The following is a 20596-nucleotide window of genomic DNA, read 5'->3' as shown; positions in this document are numbered from 1 at the left end:
GCCCGGCAGCCTCCGCGATCGAGCGCGACGCCCACCAGGGCTCACCGGTTTCGTTGATCTGCGGCGTGTTGTTGCTTCCGGCGCGCTCATAACAACAACACGCCGCAGATCAACGAAAGGGAGACGGGGTGGTTGGTTTGTTGGAGGCCTGGGTGAGGGCCCGGAGGGTGGGGATTCGCTCCAGGATGCCGTTGGTGAAGGTTTCGTAGAGGCCCAAGGGTTCCAAGTGGACGTAGCCGATGTGGCAGTCGCAGGTGTCCAGAGGGCAAGGGCGCGGGGCCAGGGCGTCGCGGAACGTCCCGTCGTAGAGGTTGCCCAAGACGGACGGGACGAAGTGGCAGCGGCGCACCGTGCCGTCGCCGTCCACCGACACCACCGTCTCACCCGTCCGGCACGGGAGCCCGCGGCTGGCGTGCGGGCGGCGGCTGAGCGGGAACAGCGGGTCGATCTCCGTCCAGGAGGCGGCCTCGGCGTCGTCGTAGACGCGGCCTTCGGCGGCGTTGACCCACAGGTACGTGCCGGCGGGCAGGTCGGCGCGCAGGCGTCGGGCGGCGTCGAGGTGGTCGGGCTGCCCGACGATCCCGACGCTGAAGCGGACGCCGCGGTCGGCCAGGTCGCGGCACTTGCCGAGGAAGCGTTCGTAGGGGACCTGGCCCGGATGGTAGGTCGCCCACAGCGCGAGCCGGGTGAGGTCGGCATCGGCCGTCCAGGACACGCGGTGGCTGAGGTTGGTCTGGATCGCGACCCGTTCGACGTGCGGCAGGTGGCTCAGCGTCGTCAGCGCCTGCCGGTACCAGGAGCGCACCAGCCCCTCGCCCCACGGCGTGAACAGGACGGAGACCGGATGCTCGCAGGCGGCGACCCATGCGGTGAAGCGCTCCAGCGCGGCACGGTCGGCCCGTAGCTGGGTCGGTGTATCGCGGCGCTTGGCGAACGGGCAGTAGGGGCAGTCGTAGTCGCAGCTCGCCAGCGGGCCCCGGTAGAGGATCGTGAGGTGGTCCATCAGCGGGCCTCGTAGGCGTCCATGAGGCTCTGGACGCGTGACGAGAAGAGCGCGGGGCCGATGGCGTCGGAGTAGGCGAGCCCCTCCGGCGTCAGCCGCAGGACGGTGTCGGACGTCTCCAGCCAGCCGCGCTCCCCGAACGGTGCGAGAACGGCGGCGAAGTCGTCCAGCGGGTCCGTGCCGAAGCGCGCGCGGTACGCGGCTCGGTCGACGCCCGCCGCCTGGAGAAGCGACTGGACCAAATGGCGACGGCGTTGTTCGTCACCGTCCAGGGAAAAGCCCACGCGGGCGGTCGTGAAGTCGGTCTCGCTCACATACGAGTCGATGATGGAGCGCACCTGGCTCGCGCCGACCGCGTACTCGAACGAGTAGTGCAGTGAGGACGTGTAGGAACGCGCCCCGCACCCCAGGCCGACCATGCCGTCGGTCTGGCAGCAGTACTCGGTGCCGTTGGCGGCGTCTCCCTGCCGCCGGAACATCCGCATCGACACCTGCTCGTAGCCCTCGGCCAGGAGGTGGTCACGGCCGATGCGGTAGAGGGTGAGGCGCTGGTCGTCCCAGTCTTGGGCGCGCCGTCCCAGACCGGTCAGCGGACGGACGTACAGCGGATACAGGTAGATCTCCTCCGGGCACCACGCGAGAGCGGCGTCCAGGGAATGCATCCATGTCGCGGCCGTCTGGCCGTCGATGCCGTAGATGAGGTCGATGTTGAGGGTCGGGAAGCCCACGGCACGGATGCGGTCCAGCGCGGCCTCCACTTCGGCGCGTTTCTGGGGCCGGACGGCCGCGCGCGCCTCGTCGTCCAGGAAGCTCTGCACGCCGATGGAGATCCGGGTGGTTCCGCGTTCGGCGAGGACGGTCAGCCGGTCGGTGGTGGCGGTCGCCGGCGACGTCTCCACGCCGAGCGGGATGGAGCCGAACCCCCGGAACCGTCCTGCGATGTCGCAGAGGCGTTCCAGTTCGGGCGCGGTGAAGTAGGTGGGTGTGCCGCCGCCGAACGCGGCCGTGGCGAAGACGGGAGCGTCCAGTGCGTCGAGCACGGCGGTCGCCTGCCGGTCGAGGGCGTCCAGGTAGGCACGGGTCAGTTCTTCGGGTGCGCCAGTGCGGGTGAAGAGGTTGCAGAAGCCGCACCGCATCTCGCAGAAGGGGACGTGGAGGTAGAGGAAGAGCGAATCCAGCGACTCCCCGGCCCACACATCGCTCAGCGGAGGGGAAGGTTCCAGCGGACGGTAGGCGGTCTTGTGCGGGTACGCGTACACGTATCCCTGGTAAGGCTTCACGGCAGAACGAACTCCCCGTACGGAACGGTCCAGACGACCTCGTGGCCGATGCGGTGCCCGGTGTGGCCGTCTTCGCCGTAGGCCGTCCCATGGTCGGAGCAGACGATGACGAAGCACGGGCGGCGCATCAGTGCGAACAGGCGGCCGATGTGGGCATCGACGTGGCGGAGGGCGGCGGCGTGGCTGGCCCGCGTGTCCCCGTCCGCCCGCGTGGCATCGGGCAGGTAGAACCAGTTGGGCTGGTGCAGGGACGCGACGTTCACCAGCAGGAACAGCCGCCGATCGGAGGGCAGCCGCCCCATGATCTGGGCGACGCGGTCGATCTGGTTGGGCAGGGCCTCAGGGTCGGTCACGCCGAATTCGCGTTCCCAGTGGCTCTCGGCGAACAGCGACGGCAGCGCCGACCCGAGCGGCGTCAGCTTGTTGAAGAACCCGACGCCGCCCACGCACACCGTGTGGTACCCGGCGGCGGCGAGCCCGGAGGGCAGGTCGGCGGCGTCGAACGTCCACGTACCGGACGCGGTCGTCTCGCTCCCCGGGAACGCTCCCGCGAAGAGGCGAGGGTGCGGCCCAGGGGACGCGGGCGTCGGCATGAACCCGGCCAGCATCGCGGCATGCGCGGCGTAGGTGAAGCTGCCCGGCGTGTGCCGCCGCTCCCAGGCGCCCCCCGGCAGCAGGCCGGTCAGCGTGGGCGTCTCTCCGGAGGCGGCCAGTTCGGCGGCCACGTCATAGCGCAGCGTGTCGAGCGTCACCAGCAGCAGATCGTGGCTGCCGATGATCGCGTTCATATCGTGCATTGCAGCAACCCGACCTGCGCGGCGTAGGTGTCGAGCCCCTCGGCGGGACTACCAGGCAGACCGGTCAGCCTGGGGAGCAGGTCACCGAACGCGTTGACCTCGCACACCGCGAACCGGTTCAGGCCGGCCCCGACCAGCAGGTCGACGCCGACCATCTGACTGCCCGGGAAGCAGGCTGCGGCCCGCGCGCACACGTCGAGTGCGCGCCGCCACCGGTCCTCGCCGAGCGCGCGCCGCACGGCCTCCAGGTCTCCCCTGGCTCCGCCCAGATGCAGGTTGGTCATCGGTGTGCGGCTCGTCCGGACGACCGCGTGCGTGGGTTCGCCGCCGATGACGACGACCCGCAGGTCGAACACGCGGCCGTCCAGTGTGGCCTTGGGCAGCCACCGCTCCACGTGCAGGCCGTCCGGTGCGAGCAGGCCGACCAGCGCCGCGACCTCCTCCTCGGTCTCGTAGGAGCGCACGCGCAGCGAGTTGAACAACCGGCCGCCCGTCATGGACGCCGAGGTCACGGCCCGCACCCGGCCGCCCGGCGCGGTCTGCAGGGCGACCACCCCGGACGCGGACGAGCCGTGCGCCGGCTTGACGAACACCCGGCGCTCCCCCGACTCGTCCATCCGGGACCGGAGCGCCCCGTAGGAGTCGATTCCCGCTAGCGCGGCCGGAACGGGCACCCCCGCGGCCTGGAGGCGCGCGTGGGTCAGCCGCTTGTCGAACATGACCGCGATCTCCTCGACGTCGCCGAGGACCCGCGCCCCTGCCGCCGACGCCTCCGCGGACAGCCGCCGCAGGGCCGCCGTGAACGTCCGGTACCAGCGTGCGCCGCCGCCCACCCGGGAAGGGTCGCCGGGGCCGCGCAGCAGCGCGTCGGCCGCGCCGTCCTCCCCAGGCGAGTCGATGCGCACGACGTCGCCCGCCCGCGCGTCGAGGGGCATGCCGCGCAGCACGTCCGTCCACGGGACGAGCCGCGGCTCGGGCAGCCCGGCGGACCGGCACGCCGCCGCGAACAGCGCGGGGCGCCGGTCGCCGGGCGTCCCCACCACGACGAGGCTCATTCGGCGACCGCGATGTAGGAGCCGCTCATGTCGAAATCGAACCGGAGCCACTCGGGCTTCAGCCATTCGGGACGGCCCTGCGGATCGTCCAGGTTCACCCGGACGCCCGGCAGCGCGTCCCGCACCCGCGCGCCCATCTCCTCGGTCAGGTAGTGGTGGTGCAGGTCGAGTTCGGCGAGGTGGCCGAGCGGACGGCCGGACAGCAGCGCCTCCGCGCCCGCGTCGGTGAGCGTGCCGAGCGCGAGGCTCAGCGACTCCAGCCGCGCGACGACGGGCGCGTCCGCCACGGCCTCGGCGATCCGGTCGTGGCGGGCGGCGTTCTCCAGTCCGAGCCGGCGCAGCGCCGGCAGCCGCTCCCCCGCGAGGATCGGCGCGAGGTCGTCGAGGAAGGCGGGCCCGTCCACCGGGACGCCGCCCATCCACAGGTCGAGGTGGCGCAGCCCCGGCAGATCGCTGTCCGCCACCGACCGGACGATCTCGGCGGGCAGCATGGCCGCCTCGAACCGCAGCGTCCGCAGCCGCGCGCCGGCGTCACCGGTCAGCGGCGCGAACGACAGCCCGTCCGAACCGCGGACCTCGAAGTGCTCCAGTTCCGGGAACGCCTCGAACAGCGGCGACACGTCGGTGTGCTTGATCCACGAGAGGTGCAGGTCCCAGTCGCGTATGTCGCCGAGGAACAGCGCCCGGAGGCGGGGCAGGCGGGCGGCGGCGTCCACCAGCCGCTCCACCGGGTCGAACTCGCTGCAGTCGAACCCCCAGAAGCCGATGACGAGGTGCGTGACCTGCGTCGTGTCGACCTCGCGGAGGAACCGGTCGAAGTTCTCCGGGACCTCGGCCCCCCACACGCCGTTGTCGTGGACGTGGTGGTAGATCCCCCAGGCGGCCTCCCCGGGCGCGGGGAGCGGGCCGCCCTCCGGGTCCCCGTCGAAGGCGTGGACGGGGAGCCCGGCGAACGTCGAGAGGCGCTCGTCGTTCATTCGGAGACCGCGATGAAGCGCCAGTCGCCGTCCGGCTTCTCCTGGTCGCCGAGGTCGACCTCGACGCCGGGCAGCGCCGCCTTCACCCGCTCGATCATCGCGTCCGAGAGGAAGTGGTGGTGCAGGTCGAGCTTGCGCAGGTGGGTGAGCGGCTGCCCGGCCAGCAGCGCCTCGGCGCCCTGGTCGGTGAGGACCCCCATCGCGAGGCTGAGCGACTCCAGGCGCGCCACGACGGGCGCGCCCGCGACGGCGGCGGCGATCTCGTCCTGGATCTCGCTGTCCTCCAGGCCGAGGTGGCGCAGGGCCGGCAGCCGCTCGCCGCTGAGCAGCGGCGCGAGGTCGGCGACCGTCGCGTCGCCGCCGTAGTTGTCCTCGCCGAGCCACAGGTCGAGGTGCTCCAGGTTCGGCAGCTCGCTCGCCCCCACGGCCCGGACGATCGCGGCGGGCAGCCCGCCCGACTCGAACCGCAGCACCTTGAGCGCGTCGCTCTTGATCGGGTCGGTCACGAGACCCTGCGAACCGCGCACCTCGAAGCGCTCCAGGCCGGGGAACGCGGCGAACAGCGGCGTGATGTCGGAGTGCTCGATCCAGGAGATCTCCGACTCCTCGCCGGTGATGTCGCCGAGGAACAGGGACCGCAGCTTCGGGAAGGACGCGGCCGCCTCGGTGAGCAGCGCCACCGGGTCGGCGGCCCCGCTGTCGTACTCCGCGCCCCAGTAGCCGATGATCAGCGCGGTGACCTCGGTCGTGTCGACCGCCCGGAGGAACCGCGCGAAGACGTCGCCGAAGTCCTCCTCGTCGAAGGACGTGCCGACGAACCAGGCGGCCTCGCCCGCCGCCGGCAGGCCCTCCGCGACCTTCGGATCGACGGCTCCGGCGCCCTCGTCCTCCGGCCGGGTGTCCTCGTTGAACGTCTGCACCGGCAGGCCGGCGTATTCCTCAAGGTGCTGGTAGATACCCATGGGTCCCCTTTTGCGAGTTCGTCGGCACATGTCCTATCAGGACCTGCGGACAAACCGCGCGGGATTCCGTCCGGACGGCGCATCGCGGCGGGGCGCCGTCCGGACGGAGACCGGTGCGTCAGGAGGCGATCAGCACCGAGCCCTTGTACTTGTCCTCGACGAACTTCTTCACCTCGGGGCCCTGCAGCAGCTGGACGAGCTTCTTCACGCGCGCGTCGTCCTTGTTCTCCGGCAGGGTGACGATCCCGTTGGCGTACGGGTTGCCCTCGGCCTTCTCGGCGGCGAGCGCGTCCTTGTTCGGCGCGAGACCGGCCTCGATGGCGTAGTTGCCGTTGATGACCGACAGGTCCACGTCGTCCAGCGACCGGGGCAGCTGCGCCGCCTTGACCGGCTTGAACTTCAGGTTCTTCGGGTTGGTCGCGATGTCGCGCGGGGTCGCGGTCGCCGGCGCGTCCGGCTTCAGCGTGAGCAGCCCGTTGGCGGCGAGCAGCTTCAGCGCGCGGCCCTCGTTGGCCGGGTCGTTCGGGACGGCGACCTCCGCGCCCTGCGGGACGTCCTGCAGGTTCTTCACCTTCTTCGAGTACACGCCGAGCGGCTCGAGGTGGACGGGCGCGACGAACGTCAGCTTCGTCCCCGTCTGCTTCTCGAACTCCTCCATGAACGGCACGTGCTGGAAGTAGTTCGCCGTGACCTGCTTCTCCTTCAGCGCGGTGTTCGGCTGCTGGTAGTCGTTGAACGTCACGATCTCGATCTTGAGCCCGGCCTTCGCGGCCAGATTGTCCTTGACGTAGGCGAGGATGTCGCCGTGCGGGACGGGGTTGACCGCGACCTTCAGCGGGGCGTCCGGATCGTCGGACGCCTCCGAGCTCCCGCACGCGGTGAGCCCCACGAGGAGACCGACGGAGGCCAGCGCGACAGTGATCTTGCGAAGCACGACAAGTGCCTTTCTGTGGGTTAGCGGTGGTTCAGGCGGCGGGCGACGAGGTCCCCCGCGGCCTGGACGAGCAGGACGATGACGACGAGCAGCACGACGGTCGCGACCATGACCTTGGTCTCGAAGCGCTCGTAGCCGTAGACGACGGCGAGGTTGCCGAGCCCGCCGCCGCCGACCGTCCCGGCCATGGCCGTGTAGCCGATCAGCGCGATGACGGTGACGGTCAGCCCGGACACCAGGCCCGGCCGCGCCTCGCGCAGCATGACCTTGCCGACGATCTCCCGGCGGGTGGCGCCCATCGCGTCCGCCGCGGCGACCACGCCCGAGTCGACCTCGCGGAGCGCGATCTCGACGAGCCGCGCGTAGAACGGGATCGCGCCGATCGTCAGCGGGACGATCGCGGCGGCGTTGCCGATGCTGGTGCCGACGACGATCCGGGTGAACGGGATGATCGCCACCATCAGGATCAGGAACGGCAGGGACCGGCCGATGTCGACGACCACGCCGAGCGCCCGGTTCACCGGCTGCGCGGGCAGCAGCCCGCCGCGCTCGGTGACCACCAGCAGCACGCCGAGCGGCAGGCCGAGCACGACCGTGAACAGGGTGGCGACGCCCGTCATGTAGAGGGTGTCGACCGTGGCGGGCCACAGCAGCGGGGCGACTTCGTCCCAGGTCATCGCACATCCTCCCGACTCGCGTCGTCAGCGGACTTCGTGGTGGCGGGTGCCGCGGCGGTGGAGTCGGCCGTCTCGGCCGGGCCGGCCGCGGTGGGGGTTCTGACGTCGACGGTCAGGCCGGAGTCGCGGAGGAAGGCCAGCTGCGCGGCGTTCGTGTCCGGGTCGCCGGGCAGTTCGAGCTGGAGGCGTCCGACGCGCTCGCCGCCGACCGTCTCCACCGCGCCGCCGAGGATGTTCACGTCGAGCGAGTACTTGCGGGCGAGGGCCGACACGAACGGCTCGTCGGTGGTGCCGCCGGTGAAGGTGACCTCGATGAGCGTCCACCCGTCGCGGGGCTCGGCCGGCGGCAGCGGGAACAGGTCCCGCGCCAGCTCCGAGCCCGGCCGCGCGAGCAGCCGGTTCACCGGCCCGGACTCGGTGATCCGGCCGTCCCGCATGACCGCGGCCGAGTCGCAGATGCGCTTCACCACGTCCATCTCGTGGGTGATCAGCAGGACCGTGAGGCCGAGCCGCCGGTTGAGGTCGCGCAGCAGCTCCAGGATCGACGCGGTCGTCTCCGGGTCGAGCGCGGACGTGGCCTCGTCCGACAGCAGCACCTTGGGACGTCCGGCGAGGGCGCGGGCGATGCCGACGCGCTGCTTCTGCCCGCCGGAGATCTGCGCCGGGTACGCCTTCGCGTGCTCGTCGAGCCCGACCAGGTCCAGCAGTTCGGCGACGCGCCGGGCCCGCTCCGCGCGCGGGACGCCCATGACCTCCAGCGGGAACGCGACGTTCCCGGCGACCGTCCGGCTGCCGAGCAGGCCGAAGTGCTGGTGGATCATGCCGATGCCCTGGCGGGCGCGGCGCAGCCCGGCGCCGCGCAGCGCGAGCAGGTCCTGCCCGCCGACCACGACGCGGCCCGCGTCGGGGCGTTCGAGGAGGTTGACGCAGCGCAGCAGGGTGCTCTTGCCGGCGCCGCTGCGTCCGAGCACGCCGAAGACCTCGCCCTCGGCGACGGTCAGATCGACCCCGTCGACGGCGATCACCTCGCGGCCGCGGTCGCGGTAGCTTTTTCTTAGTTTCTCGATCTGAATCACAGGAAAACATCCATGCGGGCACGGGACGCCGGACGAGCGGCGACGGTCGGCGGGACGGCGAGCGGGCGCGCGAGCGCAGCGCTACGGCACGGCATGCGCGTACGGCATGCGCGGCGCGCGGACGCTCGGAGAGGGCGTCTAGGAGCGGCCGGGCGGGAACGGGGCGTGGCTCAGCAGGTGGCGTTCGAAGAACATCGGCGACTCAGGGGTGCGGAGGACGGGCTCGCTTCGGGGCGCGAGGCTCGGGCAGGGGCCCTCAGCGGTCACACATTCGCCGGCAACACGTACGCCGCATGGCCCGCGGCATCGGCGGGCGGTGCTCACGGCACGGGCGTACGGAGGACATGTCAGCAGTTAACCCGCTTCACGCGCCTGGCGGCAACTCCGCACGGTGTGACGTCGATCGCGCCGGGCCGCGGCCGCGCCGCCGTGGGCGTTCACCCAGCGTGCCGCCTTGATCGACGTTCCGGTGAACGGTGCTCGGCAAAGCATGAAAGGGAGTACGTCAGATGGGTGAAACCAGACGAGCCGGACCTCTAGAGTGAGTGCCACGTGGGGGCCCTCTCGCGGGAGGGCCCTTTGTCCTGCCTGCATGATCCAGAGGTCCCGAACATGAACGACCACGAGGTGCACGAGGAGTGCATGCGGCTCCTCAGGGACGGCCTGCCCGTTCCCGCTCCCGCCGCCTTCGAGCAGGGACGGGACTTCCTTCCGCTCGGACTCGACATGGACGGCGACGTCGCCGTTGTCACGTTCCTGCATCAGTGGGGCGACGCGTCGGCGTTCGTCGAGGGCTGGACGTTCCACAAGCGCGACGGGGAGTGGCGGGAGCTGGGCGGCGCGGGCGGGTTCGCGCCGGCCGAGCCGCTGTCGCGCCGCTCGTCCGGGGAGATGGGCCGGCACCTGCTGAAGTACGGGTCGGGCCGGACCGTCCGCAACTCCAACCGGCTGCTGCCGTGGGGTGCCAAGTGGGTGAACGAGGCGCGGCTGCGGGCCTCGGCCGAGGTGGCGCGGATCCGGGTCGGCACCCGGATCCTGGACGTCCCCGAGCACGGGCACGTCGTCGTGGTGTGGGGCGCCCGCCGGGGGCCGGTCGTGGAGGCCCTCGCCGCCGACGGCTCGGTGCTGGACGCCATGGACCTCGACCACCCGGCCGTCCCCGCCCGCAGAGCCGATATTTGACCGTTCGTTCTTGAACGGGTTACCGTGCCGCCATGGCACGGTCCAAGGAGTTCGACCCCGATCTCGCACTGCGCCGCGCGCTCGAGCTGTTCTGGGAGCGCGGCTACGAGGCGACGTCCATGGCCGATCTCGTGGAGCGTCTCGGCATCGCCCGCGCCAGCATCTACGCGACGTTCGGCGGCAAGCGCGAGCTGTACCTGAAGGCGCTCGAACGCTACCTCGGCGACACCGATCCGAAGATCGCCGAGGCGCTGTCGCAGCCGGGTCCCGTCCTGCCGGCGGTCCGCGCGCTGATCGAGCACTACGCCGAGGAATCGGTCGGCGACCAGGCACGACGCGGCTGCCTCGTGGTCAACACCGCGGTCGAGCTGGCCGCGCGCGACGCCGAGGCCGCCCGGCTCGTCGAGGCGAGCTGGGCCTTCCTGGAGGGGACACTGACGTCGGCGCTGACGCGGGCCCGGGCCCAGGGCGAGCTGCCGCCGGACAAGGACCCGCGGTCCCTGGCGCGCCTGCTGCTCGTGCTGTTCCAGGGCATGCGGGTCCTCGGCCGCGCCCCCGCCGACGAGGGCCGCCTCCGGGACGCGACGCGCGAGGCGCTCGCCCTGTTCGACTGACCCTTCCGCCGCCCGGCCACCCGGCCGGGCTTCTTCTCGCCCTCATTCAAGACCGATCGATCTAGAATTGGAGCCCAGCCATGGCCTTCAGCGGCACGACCGTCCTCATCACCGGCGGCGCGGGCGGCATCGGCCGCGCCGTCGCGCGCGCCTTCGCCCGCGACGGCGCCACGGTCGTCCTCGCCGGACGCGACGTGACCGCGCTCGCCGACGCCGTCAAGGAGATCGGCCCGGACACGGCCGATACCGTGGTCGCCGACGTGGCCGACCCCGCGTCCGCCGCCCGCATGGTCGAGACGGTGGCCGCACGCCACGGCCGCCTGCACGTCGCGGTCAACAACGCCGGGATCCTCGGCCCGGTCGGGCCGGTCGCCGACCTCGACCCCGACGCCTGGGGCGGCGTCCTCGCGGTGAACCTGACCGGGGTCTTCCTGTCGATGAAGCACGAGATCGCCCATATGCGAACCCACGGCGGCGGGACGATCGTCAACGTCTCGTCCAACATCGGCGCGCACGGGCGGCGTCGGGGCATGGCGGCGTACGCGGCGTCCAAGGCCGGGGTCAGCACCCTGACGCGCACGGCGGCGCTCGACCACATCGCCGACGGTGTCCGCATCAACGCCGTCAGCCCCGGGGCGAGCGACACCCCGATGTCGCTCCTGCCGGACGAGAGCGAAGCCGACCGGGCGGCCCGCATGCGTACGGCCATCCCGGCAGGACGCGTGGCGGACACGTCCGAGGTCGCCTCGACCGTCCTATGGCTCGCTTCTGACGCGTCCAGCCACGTGGTGGGGCACGACCTCGTCATCGACGGCGGCGCCACCGCGTGACAACGCTTTTCCCGGCGTGTCACCGGGCAGACTCACTTCATGGCCCTCGAACCCGGTTACGACTCCGCCCCTGAGCCTTTCCGCCTCGCCGGCAGGGTCGTCAGGAAGTACCTGATCGGGGCGCGGAGCCTGCACGACCACATCGCCGCGAAACTGCTGAGGGCGGGCGCCTCCCTCGTCCTGGACATCGGCTCGGGGGAGGGCGCCCTCAGCGCCGCCCTCCCCCACCCGCCGCCCCTCCGGCTCGTGGGCCTGGACGCGTCCGCGGCCCTGCTGCGCGCCCACCCGGGCGCGCGGGTGCGGGCGGACGCGCTGCGCCTGCCGTTCCGGGACGGGACGTTCGACGCCGCCGTGGCCGTGAACATGCTCCAGCACGTCGGCGACCCGGGACGGGCGCTGCGCGAGGCCCGCCGCGTCCTCGCCCCCGGCGGGCTCCTGCTGGCCTCGGCGACCTGCCGGGACGACAGCCCCGAACTGGCGCCCGTCTGGCGTCCCGAACCGGGCCCGTTCGACGCCGAGGACGCCCCCGACCGCGTCTGCGAGGTGTTCGGCGAGGTCGAGGTGGAGCGCTGGGACGCCCCGCTGATCACGCTCCCCGACCGCGCCGCGATCCGCGACTACCTGGTCGCCCGGCACGTCCCCCGCCCGATGGCCGCCGAGGCCGCCGCACACCTCCACACCCCGCTCCCAGTAACAAAACGCGGCTCCCTGGTAGTAGCCCGCCGCTAGAACCAGCCGAGGTCGCGGGCGGTGCGGGCGGCGGCGTGGCGGTTGGCGGCGCCGAGCTTGGTGACGGCGGCGGACAGGTAGTTGCGGACGGTGCCCTCCGACAGGCCGAGGTCGCGGGCGATGCGGGAGACCGGGGCGCCGTCGGCGGCGGCGCGGAGGGTGTCCAGCTCGCGGGGGGTGAGCGGGCACTCCTCGGCGGCGAGGGCGTCGGCGGCGAGCTGCGGGTCGATGTAGCGGGCGCCGGCGGCGACCTGCCGGATGACCTCGGCGAGCCGCCGGCCGGGCGCGTCCTTGCCGAGGAAGCCGCGGACGCCGGCGGCCATGGCGCGGCGCAGGTTGCCGGGGCGCCCGTGCGCGGTGACGATCACCAGCCGGCAGCCGGGCAGGTCGCGGGCGAGGCGCTCGGCGGCGGCGAGCCCGTCCAGGCCGGGCATGTCGATGTCGAGGACGGCGACGTCGGGCTTGAGGGCGAGGGCGCGGTCGACGGCCTCGTCCCCGCGTCCGACGTCGGCGGCGACCTCGATGCCGTCCTCGGTCTCCAGCAGCAGGACGAGCGCCTCCCTGATCAGGAGGTGGTCGTCGGCCAGCAGCACGCGGATCATGCCTCACCCTTCGCTCGCGCCGGGGCGGCCGCGGGGACGGCGGCGGTCACCCGGAACGTCCCGTCGCCGGCCGGGCCGGCGCCGAACTCGCCGCCGGCCGCGCCGATCCGCTCGGCGAGCCCGGCCAGGCCGCTGCCGGCCGTGCCGGGGCGGCGCCGGGCGCCGTCGTTGACGATCTCCATCCGGACGCGGTCGCGGTCGGCCCGGACGGTGATCTCGCACCAGGTGGCGCTGGAGTGCCGCAGGACGTTCGTGGCCGCCTCGCGGGCGACCCAGCCGAGCGGCTCGTGGACGTGCGCGGGCAGCGACGGCGACACCTCGGGGCGTTCGCACCGGATCCCGGCGGCGCGCAGCACGGCGGACATCCCGTCCAGTTCGGTGCGCAGGGACGTCGTCCGGTAGCCGCGGACGACCTCGCGCACGTCCCGGACGGCGTCCCGCGCCATCGTCTGGATCTCGGTCAGCTCCTTGCGGACGCGCCCGTCGTCGCGCTCCACGAACCGCTCGGCGACCTCGGCGCGCAGCGCGACCGCCTGGAGGCTGTGGCCGAGGACGTCGTGCAGGTCGCGGGCGAAGCGGAGCCGCTCCTCCCCCACGGCCGACCGGGCCAGCTCGGCCCGCGCCTCCCGGAGCTCCTGGACGACGTGGAACAGCCAGACCGTGAGATACCCGGAGAACGCGGCGAGCGGCACCCCCGCGATCTCGTACAGGACGCCGAGGGCGGGAAGCCCGAGCAGCAGCCCGTAGGCGGGGGTCAGGACGGCCGCCGCCGCCGTCACGGCGACCGCCTGCCGCACCGGCAGGACGACGGCGATCAGCCCGGCCGGGACGAGCAGCGCGTTGCCCCAGCCGGGGCCGGTGTCGAGCAGCGGCGGCAGCGCCCAGCAGATCAGCGCGATCGCGGCGAGCCCGAGCCGGTGGACGGGCGCGGTGCGGCGCATCAGGTTCTGCCACAGCAGCCGGCCGTAGAGGCCGAACGCGGCGCCGACGCCGGTGAGGGCGAGGAGCAGGTGGCCCGCCTCCCGCCGCTCGGCGATCTCGTACCAGAGCGCCGGCAGCAGGAGCCCGGACATCGTCAGCACCGTCATCCCCACGATGATCGCGGCGATGACGGTGGGACGCGGGATGCCGGGCTGCACGCGCCCAGCGTATGCGGCCGACACGGTGGCGGCGGGTCGGTGGCGGACCGGGGGGCGCGGCCGGTCAGGCGGCGCGGAGCCGGACGGAGTCCCGGGCGGTGACCAATCGGCCCTCATCCAGGATGCCGACCCGGTCGGCGCGGCACGCCTCGTCGGGGTCGCGGGTGGTGATCACGACGCTGACGCCGCCCGCGGCCAGCATGAGCAGCACGGACCACACCTCGCGGGCGGCGCCTGCGTCGAGCCCGGCGGTGGGCTCGTCGAGGAACAGGACGTCCGACCGTCCGACCAGGGCGAGCGCGAGGTCGAGCATGCGCCGCTGCCCGGCGGTGAGCCGCTCGAACGGGACGTCGGCGACGTGGGTGAGGCGGGCCAGGCGCAGGGCCTCGTCGCGGGTGATCGGGTCGAGGGTCCAGCGCCGCCACGTGTCGATGACCTCGGTGACGGTCAGCCCTGGGAACAGGCCACCGTCACGCCACACGACCCCAGCGCGCGCGGAGTCACGGTCGTCGTAGGGGTCCGCGCCCCGGAACCGGACGGTTCCGCTCGTGGGGCGGCGCAGACCGGCGAGCATTTCCAGGAGGGTGGTCTTGCCCGAGCCGTACCGGCCCAGCAGTGCGTAGACCTCGCCCTCGGCCACGGTGAACGAGACGTTCCGCACGGCCTCGTTCAGGTCCAGGTCGCGTACCTCGATCACGGGTGCCTTCATGGCATCCATGCTTGCCGCCAGGCGCGCGGGCGTGCAGTCACAGGCGTCAGAAGGCGGTCGTGAGGAATCCATGGGTGGGCCATGACAAATGTCATGGTTCGGCGATCGCCCATCCGGTCGGCGGGATGGTGGCGCCGTCGGCGGTGAAGCTCGCTTCACCGGCTGCGCACGTCCAGTCGGCGGTGGGCAGAGCGGTGGTGGCCGGCTTGTCGTCCAGGTTGAGGACGACCGCGAGTCGCTCTGCGCCGTGGCCCACTGTGTAGGAGAGAGCCGTGTTGGTCAAGGTGGCGACCGTGGTGTGGGCACGTACTAGCCACGGATGACGGCGTCTTAGGCCGATCAGGTCTTGATACAGCCGGTGGTGGGCCGAGGCGTAGCCGGGGGTCTCGTCGGGACGTTCCGGGAAGGCCGGGCGTATGGCGTCGTCCCCGCCCACGCGTTCCTCCTTGATGCCTTCGAAACCGAACTCGTCACCGGCGTAGATGGACGGGACACCACCGAGGGTCAGCAGGATCACGAGTGCATGCTGCCGGTGCTCCTTCCGCTCCAGGCGGCTGGCGATGCGGGTCACATCGTGGTTGCCCAGGAAGGTCTGCGGGGCGAACGTGTCGAGCATCGTGTTGTGCCGGTCGAGCGCGTGGGCCAGTTCGAAGAAGTTGCGGTCGTTAAGTGAGCTCCAGATGGCCTTCCACAGCTCGTACTGGGTGACGGAGTCGAATCCGGTGTGCTCGACGAGGCGTGTGTAGTCGCCGTGGATGACCTCGCCGACGAACCACGCCTCCGGGAAGCGCGCGCGGACGCGGTCTGTGACCGTCCGCCAGAACGGGGGCGGGACGGCGTACGCGGCGTCGAGACGCCAGCCGTCTATGCCGCGCTCCAGCCAGTGGGTCATGACGTCGGTGACGTAGGCGGCGACCTCGGGTTCGGCGTGGTTGAGCGTGACGAGCCGGTCGTGCCCTTCGAAGGTGCGCAGGTCTGGGTGGAACCAGGTGCGGTACGGGGAGTCGTAGCCGTGGGCCATGAGGTCGGCGAGGGGCTCGAAGCCGTGCCCGACATGGTTGAAGACTCCGTCGAGCAGGACCCGGACTCCCCTCTGGGACGCCTCGTCGATCAGCCGCCGCAGGTCGTCCTCGTCGCCGAGTCTCGGGTCGATCCGGTAGTGGTCGACGGTGTCGTAGCCGTGCGTCTCGGACGCGAACACGGGGCCGAGCGCGAGCCCGTTGCAGCCGAGCCCGACCAGGTGATCGAGCCAGCCGGTCAGCCTTGCGAGCCGGTGCGCGGTGGACGCGCCTCCGGGTGGGGCCTCGCGTTCGGCGCCGACGAAACCGAGCGGGTAGACGTGCCACCAGATGGCGTGATCGGGCCAGCGCATGCCCGTTCCCCTACCCGGAAAAGTAGTACGTACTCACGAACTATTCCGTGAGGCGTCCCATCAGGCGGGCCGCGATCCGGAGGACGTCGCGCTCGGTCTCCGTCAGGCCGGCCAGCGCGCCCGCGAGCCAGGCGTCGCGCTCCCCGGTGTCGCGGCGGAGCGCCTCCACGCCCTGCTCGGTGATGGTCAGCACGACCTGACGGCGGTCGCGCTCGCCGCGCGCCCGGGAGACGAGCCCGTCGGCCTCCAGTTCGGCGAAGACGCGCGTCAGCGATTGGGGCTTCTGGCCTTCCGCCGCCGCCAGCTCGCCGGGCGTGGCGGAGCCGTCCCGGTACAGGTGGCCGAGCACGACGAGCTTGTTGCTGCTCAGCGCGTCGGGCGAGCGGGCCGCGCGCATGCGGCGCGACATGCGCATGATCCCGTGCCGGATCTCCGCAACCGCCTCCATCGGAACACCGTCCACAGTGTTACGCTATCACTTACTAAACCCGAGAGGCGATCAGGGCCGACGTCGGATTGCGCGCGGGAGAGCGGGCTCCGCCGCCACGATGGCGGCGGTCCTCCCGGCCCTCGGTTCGGCATGGCTGCTGGAACGGCTCGCCCATCTCGGTGCGGACATCGTCATGCAGGCGGCGGCGTTCGTGCTGCTCTGCTGCGCGCGCTTGGCGCGACCGGCGGGACATGCCTGGCGACCCTTGTTGCAGGAACATTCGCCCCAGGGAACTGGGGTTACGGGTACTTCGGCCAGACCGCGATGCCCCTGCTTTCGAGGGCGTCAGCGACATAGAGGCGGCCTTGGCCGCGATCTACGCCATCTACGCTTCGCCTACCCCCGCACCAGAATGTCGGGAGTCAGCCCGTCCAGAGTCTTGATTCCAGAGAGCGCCATGGTCAGTTCCAGTTCGGCCTGGAGGCAGCGCAGGACGTGCTGGACCCCGGCCTGACCGGCGAGCGCCAGCCCATAGGCGTACGGACGCGCGACCAGGACGGCCTTGGCGCCGAGTGCGAGAGCCTTGGCGATGTCCGCGCCCGTCCGGATCCCGCTGTCGAACAGCACGGTCGCCTGGTCGTGGACGGCCTCGACGACGCCGGGCAGTGCGTCCAGTGAGGCGATGGCCCCGTCCACCTGGCGTCCGCCGTGGTTGGACACGATGACCGCGTCCATGCCGGCGTCGACCGCCTGGCGCGCGTCATCGGGATGCTGGATGCCCTTGAGCGCGATGGGCCCGTCCCAGTGGTCGCGGAGGAAGATGAGGTCGTCCCAGGTGAGGCTGGGGTTTCCGAAGTTGGCGACCCAGTGCAGGATCGCGGTGTCCTTGTTGGCATCGGTGATCTCACCGCCGACGGCCTTCTGGAAGACCGGATCGCTGAAATAGTTCGCGACACCGATCCCGCGCAGGAACGGCAGGTACGCCTGATTCAGATCGCGCGGGCGCCATGCCATCGTGAACGTGTCGAGGGTGACGACAAGGGCCGTGTAGCCGGCGGCCTTGGCCCTCTCCAGGAAACTCACGGCGAGTTCCCGGTCCTTGGGCCAGTACAGTTGGTACCAGCGCGGGCCCTCGCCGTTGGCCTCGGCCACGTCCTCGATCGTGAACGAGGACGCCGTGCTCAGCACGATCGGCACCCCCTCGGCCGCCGCCGCCCGCGCCACGGCCAGTTCACCGTCCGGATGGAAGATCGACTGGACGCCGATGGGCGCGATCAGCACCGGGGACGGCATCGCGGTGCCCAGCACCTCCACCGACAGGTCCCGGTCGGCGACGTCCCGCAGCATGCGCGGCACGATCCGCCACCGGTCGAACGCCTCCCGGTTGGCCCGCGCGGTCGCCTCGCTGCCCGCCGATCCCGCCACGTACCCGAACGCCCGCGCCGACAGGGCGCGCTCCGCGAGGCCCTCCAGCTTCGTCAGGTCCGTCGGCAGCGACGGGACGACGTCGCCGAGCCCCTGCAGATAGATCGAGTTCTGGAAGTCGGCCAGCCCGCTCACGGGAACCTCCACCTGGGGATATGGAAACCGTCCACCCTCAATCTGCCAGGTCCGGGAAGGTGACGGAACGGCACCAATCCCCCGAGTTGGACGGCGCACTCGGTGGGGCGGGCGAAAGATGTCCCCGGGACCGGCCACAATGTGGGGCATGGCACGACGCGGATCCCAAGCCCCTCCACCTCCGCCGGACTTCGAAGAGAACATCGTCGACGTCGATGTCTCCGACGAGATGCGCGGCAGTTTTCTCGAGTACGCCTACTCGGTCATCTACCAGCGGGCGCTCCCCGACGCACGGGACGGCATGAAGCCCGTCCAGCGCCGGATCCTGTACTCGATGAACGAGATGGGGCTCCGCCCCGACCGCGGCCACGTCAAATGCGCCCGCGTCGTCGGCGAGGTCATGGGCAAGCTGCACCCGCACGGCGACAGCGCCATCTACGACGCGATGGTGCGGATGGCGCAGCCGTGGGCGATGCGGATGCCGCTCGTGGACGGGCACGGCAACTTCGGTTCGCTCGGCGGCGACGACATGCCCGCCGCCATGCGGTACACCGAGGCCCGGATGTCGCGCGAAGCGATGCTGATGGTCGAGTCGATCGACGAGGACACGGTCGACTTCCGTCCCAACTACGACGGGCAGGAGCGCGAACCGGAGGTCCTGCCGGCCGCGTTCCCGAACCTGCTGGTGAACGGCGCGTCCGGCATCGCGGTCGGGATGGCCACGAACATGGCGCCGCACAACCTCGGCGAGGTCATCTCGGCGGCCCGGCACCTGATCGACAACCCCGAGGCCACCCTCGACGACCTGATGCGCTTCGTGCCCGGCCCCGACCTGCCCACCGGCGGCAAGATCGTCGGCCTGGACGGCATCCGGGACGCCTACGAGCGCGGCCGGGGCACCTTCCGCACCCGCGCCACGGTCTCCATCGAGAACGTCACGCCGCGCCGCAAGGGCATCGTCGTCAGCGAACTCCCGTATTCCGTCGGTCCCGAGCGCGTCAAGGCCAAGATCAAGGAACTGGTCAACAACAAGAAGATCCAGGGCATCTCGGACCTGAAGGACCTCACCGACCGCATGGTCGGCCTCCGCCTGGTCATCGAGATCAAGAACGGGTTCAACCCGGAGGCCGTCCTCGCCGACCTCTACCGGCTCACGCCGATGGAGGAGACGTTCGGCATCAACAACGTCGCGCTGGTCGACGGCCAGCCCCGCACGCTCGGCCTGCGCGACATGCTGCAGGTCTACGTCGACCACCGCATCGAGGTCGTCCGCCGGCGCTCGATGTTCCGCCGCAAGAAGCGCGAGGACCGCCTCCACCTGGTGGACGGCCTGCTCGTCGCGCTGCTGAACATCGACGAGGTCATCCAGGTCATCCGGCAGAGCGACGACGCCGCCCAGGCCAAGCAGCGCCTCATGCAGATCTTCGAGCTGTCGGAGATCCAGGCGCAGTACATCCTGGACACGCCGCTGCGCCGCCTGACCCGGTACGACCGGCTCGAACTGGAGAAGGAGAAGGAGCAGCTCGCCAAGGAGATCGCCCGCCTGACCGCGATCCTGGAGTCGGAGCGCAAGCTCCGCGGCGTGGTCTCCAAGGAGCTCGGCGACGTCGCCAAGGAGTTCAACACCCCCCGGCGGACGATCCTCCTCGAATCCTCGGGCCAGACGGCGGCCACGGCCGTCCCGCTCGAGGTGGCGGACGACCCGTGCACGGTGCTGTTCTCGTCCACCGGCCTGATGGCCCGCACGCACGACGCGTCGCCCCTTCCGGACAGCGGCCCCCGCGCCCAGCACGACGTCCTGACGTCGGTCGTCCCCGCCACGGCGCGCGGCCAGGTGGGAGCGGTGACATCCCACGGGCGCATGATCCGCATAGACGTCCTGGACCTGCCGACACTGCCGCCCTCGGCGACACCGCCCTCCTTGGCGGGCGGAGCCCCGGTGGCGGAGTACGTCGACCTGGAACCGGACGAAACGGTCGTGGGCATCGCCGCCGTGGGCGAGGAAGGCGGCGGCCTGGCCCTCGGCACCGCCCACGGCGTGGTCAAGCGCGTCGTCCCCGACTTCCCGGCGAACCGTGACGAGTTCGAGGTGATCGGCCTGAAGGACGGCGACCGCGTCGTCGGCGCCGTCCAGTTGCTCTCCGAAGACCAGCACCTCGTCTTCATCACGACCGACGCCCAACTCCTGCACTTCGCCGCATCGCTCGTCCGTCCTCAGGGCCGGGCCGCCGGCGGTATGGCGGGCATCAAGCTGAGCGCGGGGGCGAGCGTCATGTGGTTCGGCGCCCTGGACCCGAACCGCGAGGCCCGCGTCATCACGATCTCGGGCTCGTCCTCGGCACTGCCTGGCACGCAGACGGGCGCGATCAAGCTGGCCGACTTCGCGGACTTCCCGTCCAAGGGCCGCGCGACGGGCGGCGTCCGAGCGCACCGCTTCCTGAAGGGCGAGGACGTCCTGCTCCAGGCATGGGCGGCCCCGACACCGCTCCGCGCGGCGGCCGCCAACGGCAAGCCGGCCATGCTGAACGTCACGATGGGCCGCCGAGACGGCTCCGGCGAAAAACTGGACAAGCCCATCGTCTCCATCAGCGGCCCGATAGGCCCGCCCCCCGAGGAAGACGAACCAACCGAAGAGTGACAAAGAGGCCCCGGGTACGTCACCCGGGGC

20 protein-coding genes are annotated in these 20596 nt (G+C 71.7%); 5 read left to right on the top strand and 15 right to left on the bottom strand.

The features are described from left to right. Nucleotides 1-109: 109 nt before the first annotated feature. The 9 genes from ABFX46_RS30720 to ABFX46_RS30680 all read right to left on the bottom strand — a co-directional run bounded on the left by ABFX46_RS30720 (nt 110) and on the right by ABFX46_RS30680 (nt 8761). Entirely contained in the window at nt 110-1003 is an 894-nt protein-coding gene (locus tag ABFX46_RS30720) for an STM4011 family radical SAM protein (RefSeq protein ID WP_346047419.1), read from the bottom strand. Next, nucleotides 1003-2283, bottom strand: a complete 1281-nt coding sequence (locus ABFX46_RS30715) for an STM4012 family radical SAM protein (protein ID WP_346047418.1) — start codon at nt 2281-2283, stop codon at nt 1003-1005. The genes ABFX46_RS30720 and ABFX46_RS30715 overlap by 1 nt, the downstream gene beginning before the upstream one ends. Continuing rightward, nucleotides 2280-3080 carry an STM4013/SEN3800 family hydrolase gene (locus ABFX46_RS30710; RefSeq protein WP_346047417.1) on the bottom strand — a complete coding sequence of 267 codons (801 nt, stop codon included), beginning with the start codon at nt 3078-3080 and terminating at the stop codon, nt 2280-2282. The genes ABFX46_RS30715 and ABFX46_RS30710 overlap by 4 nt, the downstream gene beginning before the upstream one ends. After that, nucleotides 3068-4135: an STM4014 family protein gene (locus ABFX46_RS30705; protein ID WP_346047416.1), complete on the bottom strand. Its 1068-nt coding sequence runs from the start codon at nt 4133-4135 to the stop codon at nt 3068-3070. The genes ABFX46_RS30710 and ABFX46_RS30705 overlap by 13 nt, the downstream gene beginning before the upstream one ends. Beyond that, nucleotides 4132-5112, bottom strand: coding sequence for an STM4015 family protein (locus tag ABFX46_RS30700; RefSeq protein ID WP_346047415.1), 981 nt, complete (start codon nt 5110-5112; stop codon nt 4132-4134). Before ABFX46_RS30700 ends, ABFX46_RS30705 begins: the two co-directional genes overlap by 4 nt. Continuing rightward, nucleotides 5109-6074: an STM4015 family protein gene (locus tag ABFX46_RS30695; protein WP_346047414.1), complete on the bottom strand. Its 966-nt coding sequence runs from the start codon at nt 6072-6074 to the stop codon at nt 5109-5111. The genes ABFX46_RS30700 and ABFX46_RS30695 overlap by 4 nt, the downstream gene beginning before the upstream one ends. Before the next feature lie 118 nt (nt 6075-6192). Then, nucleotides 6193-7008, bottom strand: coding sequence for a MetQ/NlpA family ABC transporter substrate-binding protein (locus ABFX46_RS30690; protein WP_346047413.1), 816 nt, complete (start codon nt 7006-7008; stop codon nt 6193-6195). Between the two features lie 20 nt (nt 7009-7028). Then, nucleotides 7029-7685: a methionine ABC transporter permease gene (locus ABFX46_RS30685; RefSeq protein WP_346047412.1), complete on the bottom strand. Its 657-nt coding sequence runs from the start codon at nt 7683-7685 to the stop codon at nt 7029-7031. Beyond that, nucleotides 7682-8761, bottom strand: coding sequence for a methionine ABC transporter ATP-binding protein (locus ABFX46_RS30680; protein ID WP_346047411.1), 1080 nt, complete (start codon nt 8759-8761; stop codon nt 7682-7684). Before ABFX46_RS30680 ends, ABFX46_RS30685 begins: the two co-directional genes overlap by 4 nt. A gap of 612 nt (nt 8762-9373) precedes the next feature. Between ABFX46_RS30680 and ABFX46_RS30675 the strand changes: the two genes are divergently transcribed. The 4 genes from ABFX46_RS30675 (at nt 9374) to ABFX46_RS30660 (ending at nt 12116) form a co-directional block, all read left to right on the top strand. Next, on the top strand, nt 9374-9943 hold the full coding sequence (locus ABFX46_RS30675; protein WP_346047410.1) for a hypothetical protein: 570 nt from the start codon (nt 9374-9376) through the stop codon (nt 9941-9943). Between the two features lie 32 nt (nt 9944-9975). Next, the gene (locus ABFX46_RS30670) at nt 9976-10557 is read left to right on the top strand and encodes a TetR/AcrR family transcriptional regulator (protein ID WP_346047409.1); all 582 of its coding nucleotides are present in this window, start codon (nt 9976-9978) and stop codon (nt 10555-10557) included. 80 nt (nt 10558-10637) lie between these two features. After that, on the top strand, nt 10638-11387 hold the full coding sequence (locus ABFX46_RS30665) for an SDR family NAD(P)-dependent oxidoreductase (RefSeq protein ID WP_346047408.1): 750 nt from the start codon (nt 10638-10640) through the stop codon (nt 11385-11387). A gap of 39 nt (nt 11388-11426) precedes the next feature. Then, nucleotides 11427-12116: a class I SAM-dependent methyltransferase gene (locus ABFX46_RS30660; RefSeq protein ID WP_346047407.1), complete on the top strand. Its 690-nt coding sequence runs from the start codon at nt 11427-11429 to the stop codon at nt 12114-12116. On the opposite strand, the gene ABFX46_RS30655 is transcribed toward ABFX46_RS30660, so the two are convergent. From ABFX46_RS30655 to ABFX46_RS30630, 6 genes are all read right to left on the bottom strand, one after another. Further along, on the bottom strand, nt 12113-12718 hold the full coding sequence (locus ABFX46_RS30655; RefSeq protein WP_131940195.1) for a response regulator transcription factor: 606 nt from the start codon (nt 12716-12718) through the stop codon (nt 12113-12115). The two genes, ABFX46_RS30660 and ABFX46_RS30655, sit on opposite strands and share 4 nt — an antisense overlap. After that, nucleotides 12715-13857, bottom strand: coding sequence for a sensor histidine kinase (locus tag ABFX46_RS30650; RefSeq protein WP_346047406.1), 1143 nt, complete (start codon nt 13855-13857; stop codon nt 12715-12717). The genes ABFX46_RS30655 and ABFX46_RS30650 overlap by 4 nt, the downstream gene beginning before the upstream one ends. A gap of 64 nt (nt 13858-13921) precedes the next feature. Continuing rightward, nucleotides 13922-14566: an ABC transporter ATP-binding protein gene (locus tag ABFX46_RS30645; RefSeq protein ID WP_346047405.1), complete on the bottom strand. Its 645-nt coding sequence runs from the start codon at nt 14564-14566 to the stop codon at nt 13922-13924. A gap of 91 nt (nt 14567-14657) precedes the next feature. Next, nucleotides 14658-15938 (bottom strand): alpha-amylase family glycosyl hydrolase, encoded by a 1281-nt coding sequence (locus ABFX46_RS30640; protein ID WP_346047404.1) that lies wholly within the window; start codon nt 15936-15938, stop codon nt 14658-14660. Nucleotides 15939-15978: 40 nt separating this feature from the next. Further along, complete coding sequence (locus tag ABFX46_RS30635; protein ID WP_346047403.1) at nt 15979-16386, bottom strand: MarR family winged helix-turn-helix transcriptional regulator; 408 nt, start codon at nt 16384-16386, stop codon at nt 15979-15981. 378 nt (nt 16387-16764) lie between these two features. Further along, complete coding sequence (locus ABFX46_RS30630) at nt 16765-17928, bottom strand: lactate 2-monooxygenase (RefSeq protein ID WP_346047402.1); 1164 nt, start codon at nt 17926-17928, stop codon at nt 16765-16767. Between the two features lie 148 nt (nt 17929-18076). Between ABFX46_RS30630 and ABFX46_RS30625 the strand changes: the two genes are divergently transcribed. Further along, entirely contained in the window at nt 18077-20566 is a 2490-nt protein-coding gene (locus ABFX46_RS30625; protein WP_346047401.1) for a DNA gyrase/topoisomerase IV subunit A, read from the top strand. The last annotated feature ends 30 nt before the right edge of the window (nt 20567-20596 follow it).

The sequence above is a fragment of the Actinomadura chokoriensis genome (assembly GCF_039529475.1).
Lineage (GTDB): Bacteria > Actinomycetota > Actinomycetes > Streptosporangiales > Streptosporangiaceae > Spirillospora > Spirillospora bangladeshensis.
This window is presented reverse-complemented; position numbering and strand designations above follow the sequence as displayed.

Bases quoted from the DNA above. Each gene is read 5' to 3' on its own strand.
- ABFX46_RS30720 (WP_346047419.1), bottom strand. From the start codon at position 1,003: ATGGACCACCTCACGATCCTCTACCGGGGCCCGCTGGCGAGCTGCGAC.
- ABFX46_RS30710 (WP_346047417.1), bottom strand. From the start codon at position 3,080: ATGCACGATATGAACGCGATCATCGGCAGCCACGATCTGCTGCTGGTG.
- ABFX46_RS30705 (WP_346047416.1), bottom strand. From the start codon at position 4,135: ATGAGCCTCGTCGTGGTGGGGACGCCCGGCGACCGGCGCCCCGCGCTG.
- ABFX46_RS30700 (WP_346047415.1), bottom strand. From the start codon at position 5,112: ATGAACGACGAGCGCCTCTCGACGTTCGCCGGGCTCCCCGTCCACGCC.
- ABFX46_RS30695 (WP_346047414.1), bottom strand. From the start codon at position 6,074: ATGGGTATCTACCAGCACCTTGAGGAATACGCCGGCCTGCCGGTGCAG.
- ABFX46_RS30685 (WP_346047412.1), bottom strand. From the start codon at position 7,685: ATGACCTGGGACGAAGTCGCCCCGCTGCTGTGGCCCGCCACGGTCGAC.
- ABFX46_RS30675 (WP_346047410.1), top strand. From the start codon at position 9,374: ATGAACGACCACGAGGTGCACGAGGAGTGCATGCGGCTCCTCAGGGAC.
- ABFX46_RS30670 (WP_346047409.1), top strand. From the start codon at position 9,976: ATGGCACGGTCCAAGGAGTTCGACCCCGATCTCGCACTGCGCCGCGCG.
- ABFX46_RS30665 (WP_346047408.1), top strand. From the start codon at position 10,638: ATGGCCTTCAGCGGCACGACCGTCCTCATCACCGGCGGCGCGGGCGGC.
- ABFX46_RS30660 (WP_346047407.1), top strand. From the start codon at position 11,427: ATGGCCCTCGAACCCGGTTACGACTCCGCCCCTGAGCCTTTCCGCCTC.
- ABFX46_RS30655 (WP_131940195.1), bottom strand. From the start codon at position 12,718: ATGATCCGCGTGCTGCTGGCCGACGACCACCTCCTGATCAGGGAGGCG.
- ABFX46_RS30645 (WP_346047405.1), bottom strand. From the start codon at position 14,566: ATGAAGGCACCCGTGATCGAGGTACGCGACCTGGACCTGAACGAGGCC.
- ABFX46_RS30640 (WP_346047404.1), bottom strand. From the start codon at position 15,938: ATGCGCTGGCCCGATCACGCCATCTGGTGGCACGTCTACCCGCTCGGT.
- ABFX46_RS30635 (WP_346047403.1), bottom strand. From the start codon at position 16,386: ATGGAGGCGGTTGCGGAGATCCGGCACGGGATCATGCGCATGTCGCGC.
- ABFX46_RS30625 (WP_346047401.1), top strand. From the start codon at position 18,077: ATGGCACGACGCGGATCCCAAGCCCCTCCACCTCCGCCGGACTTCGAA.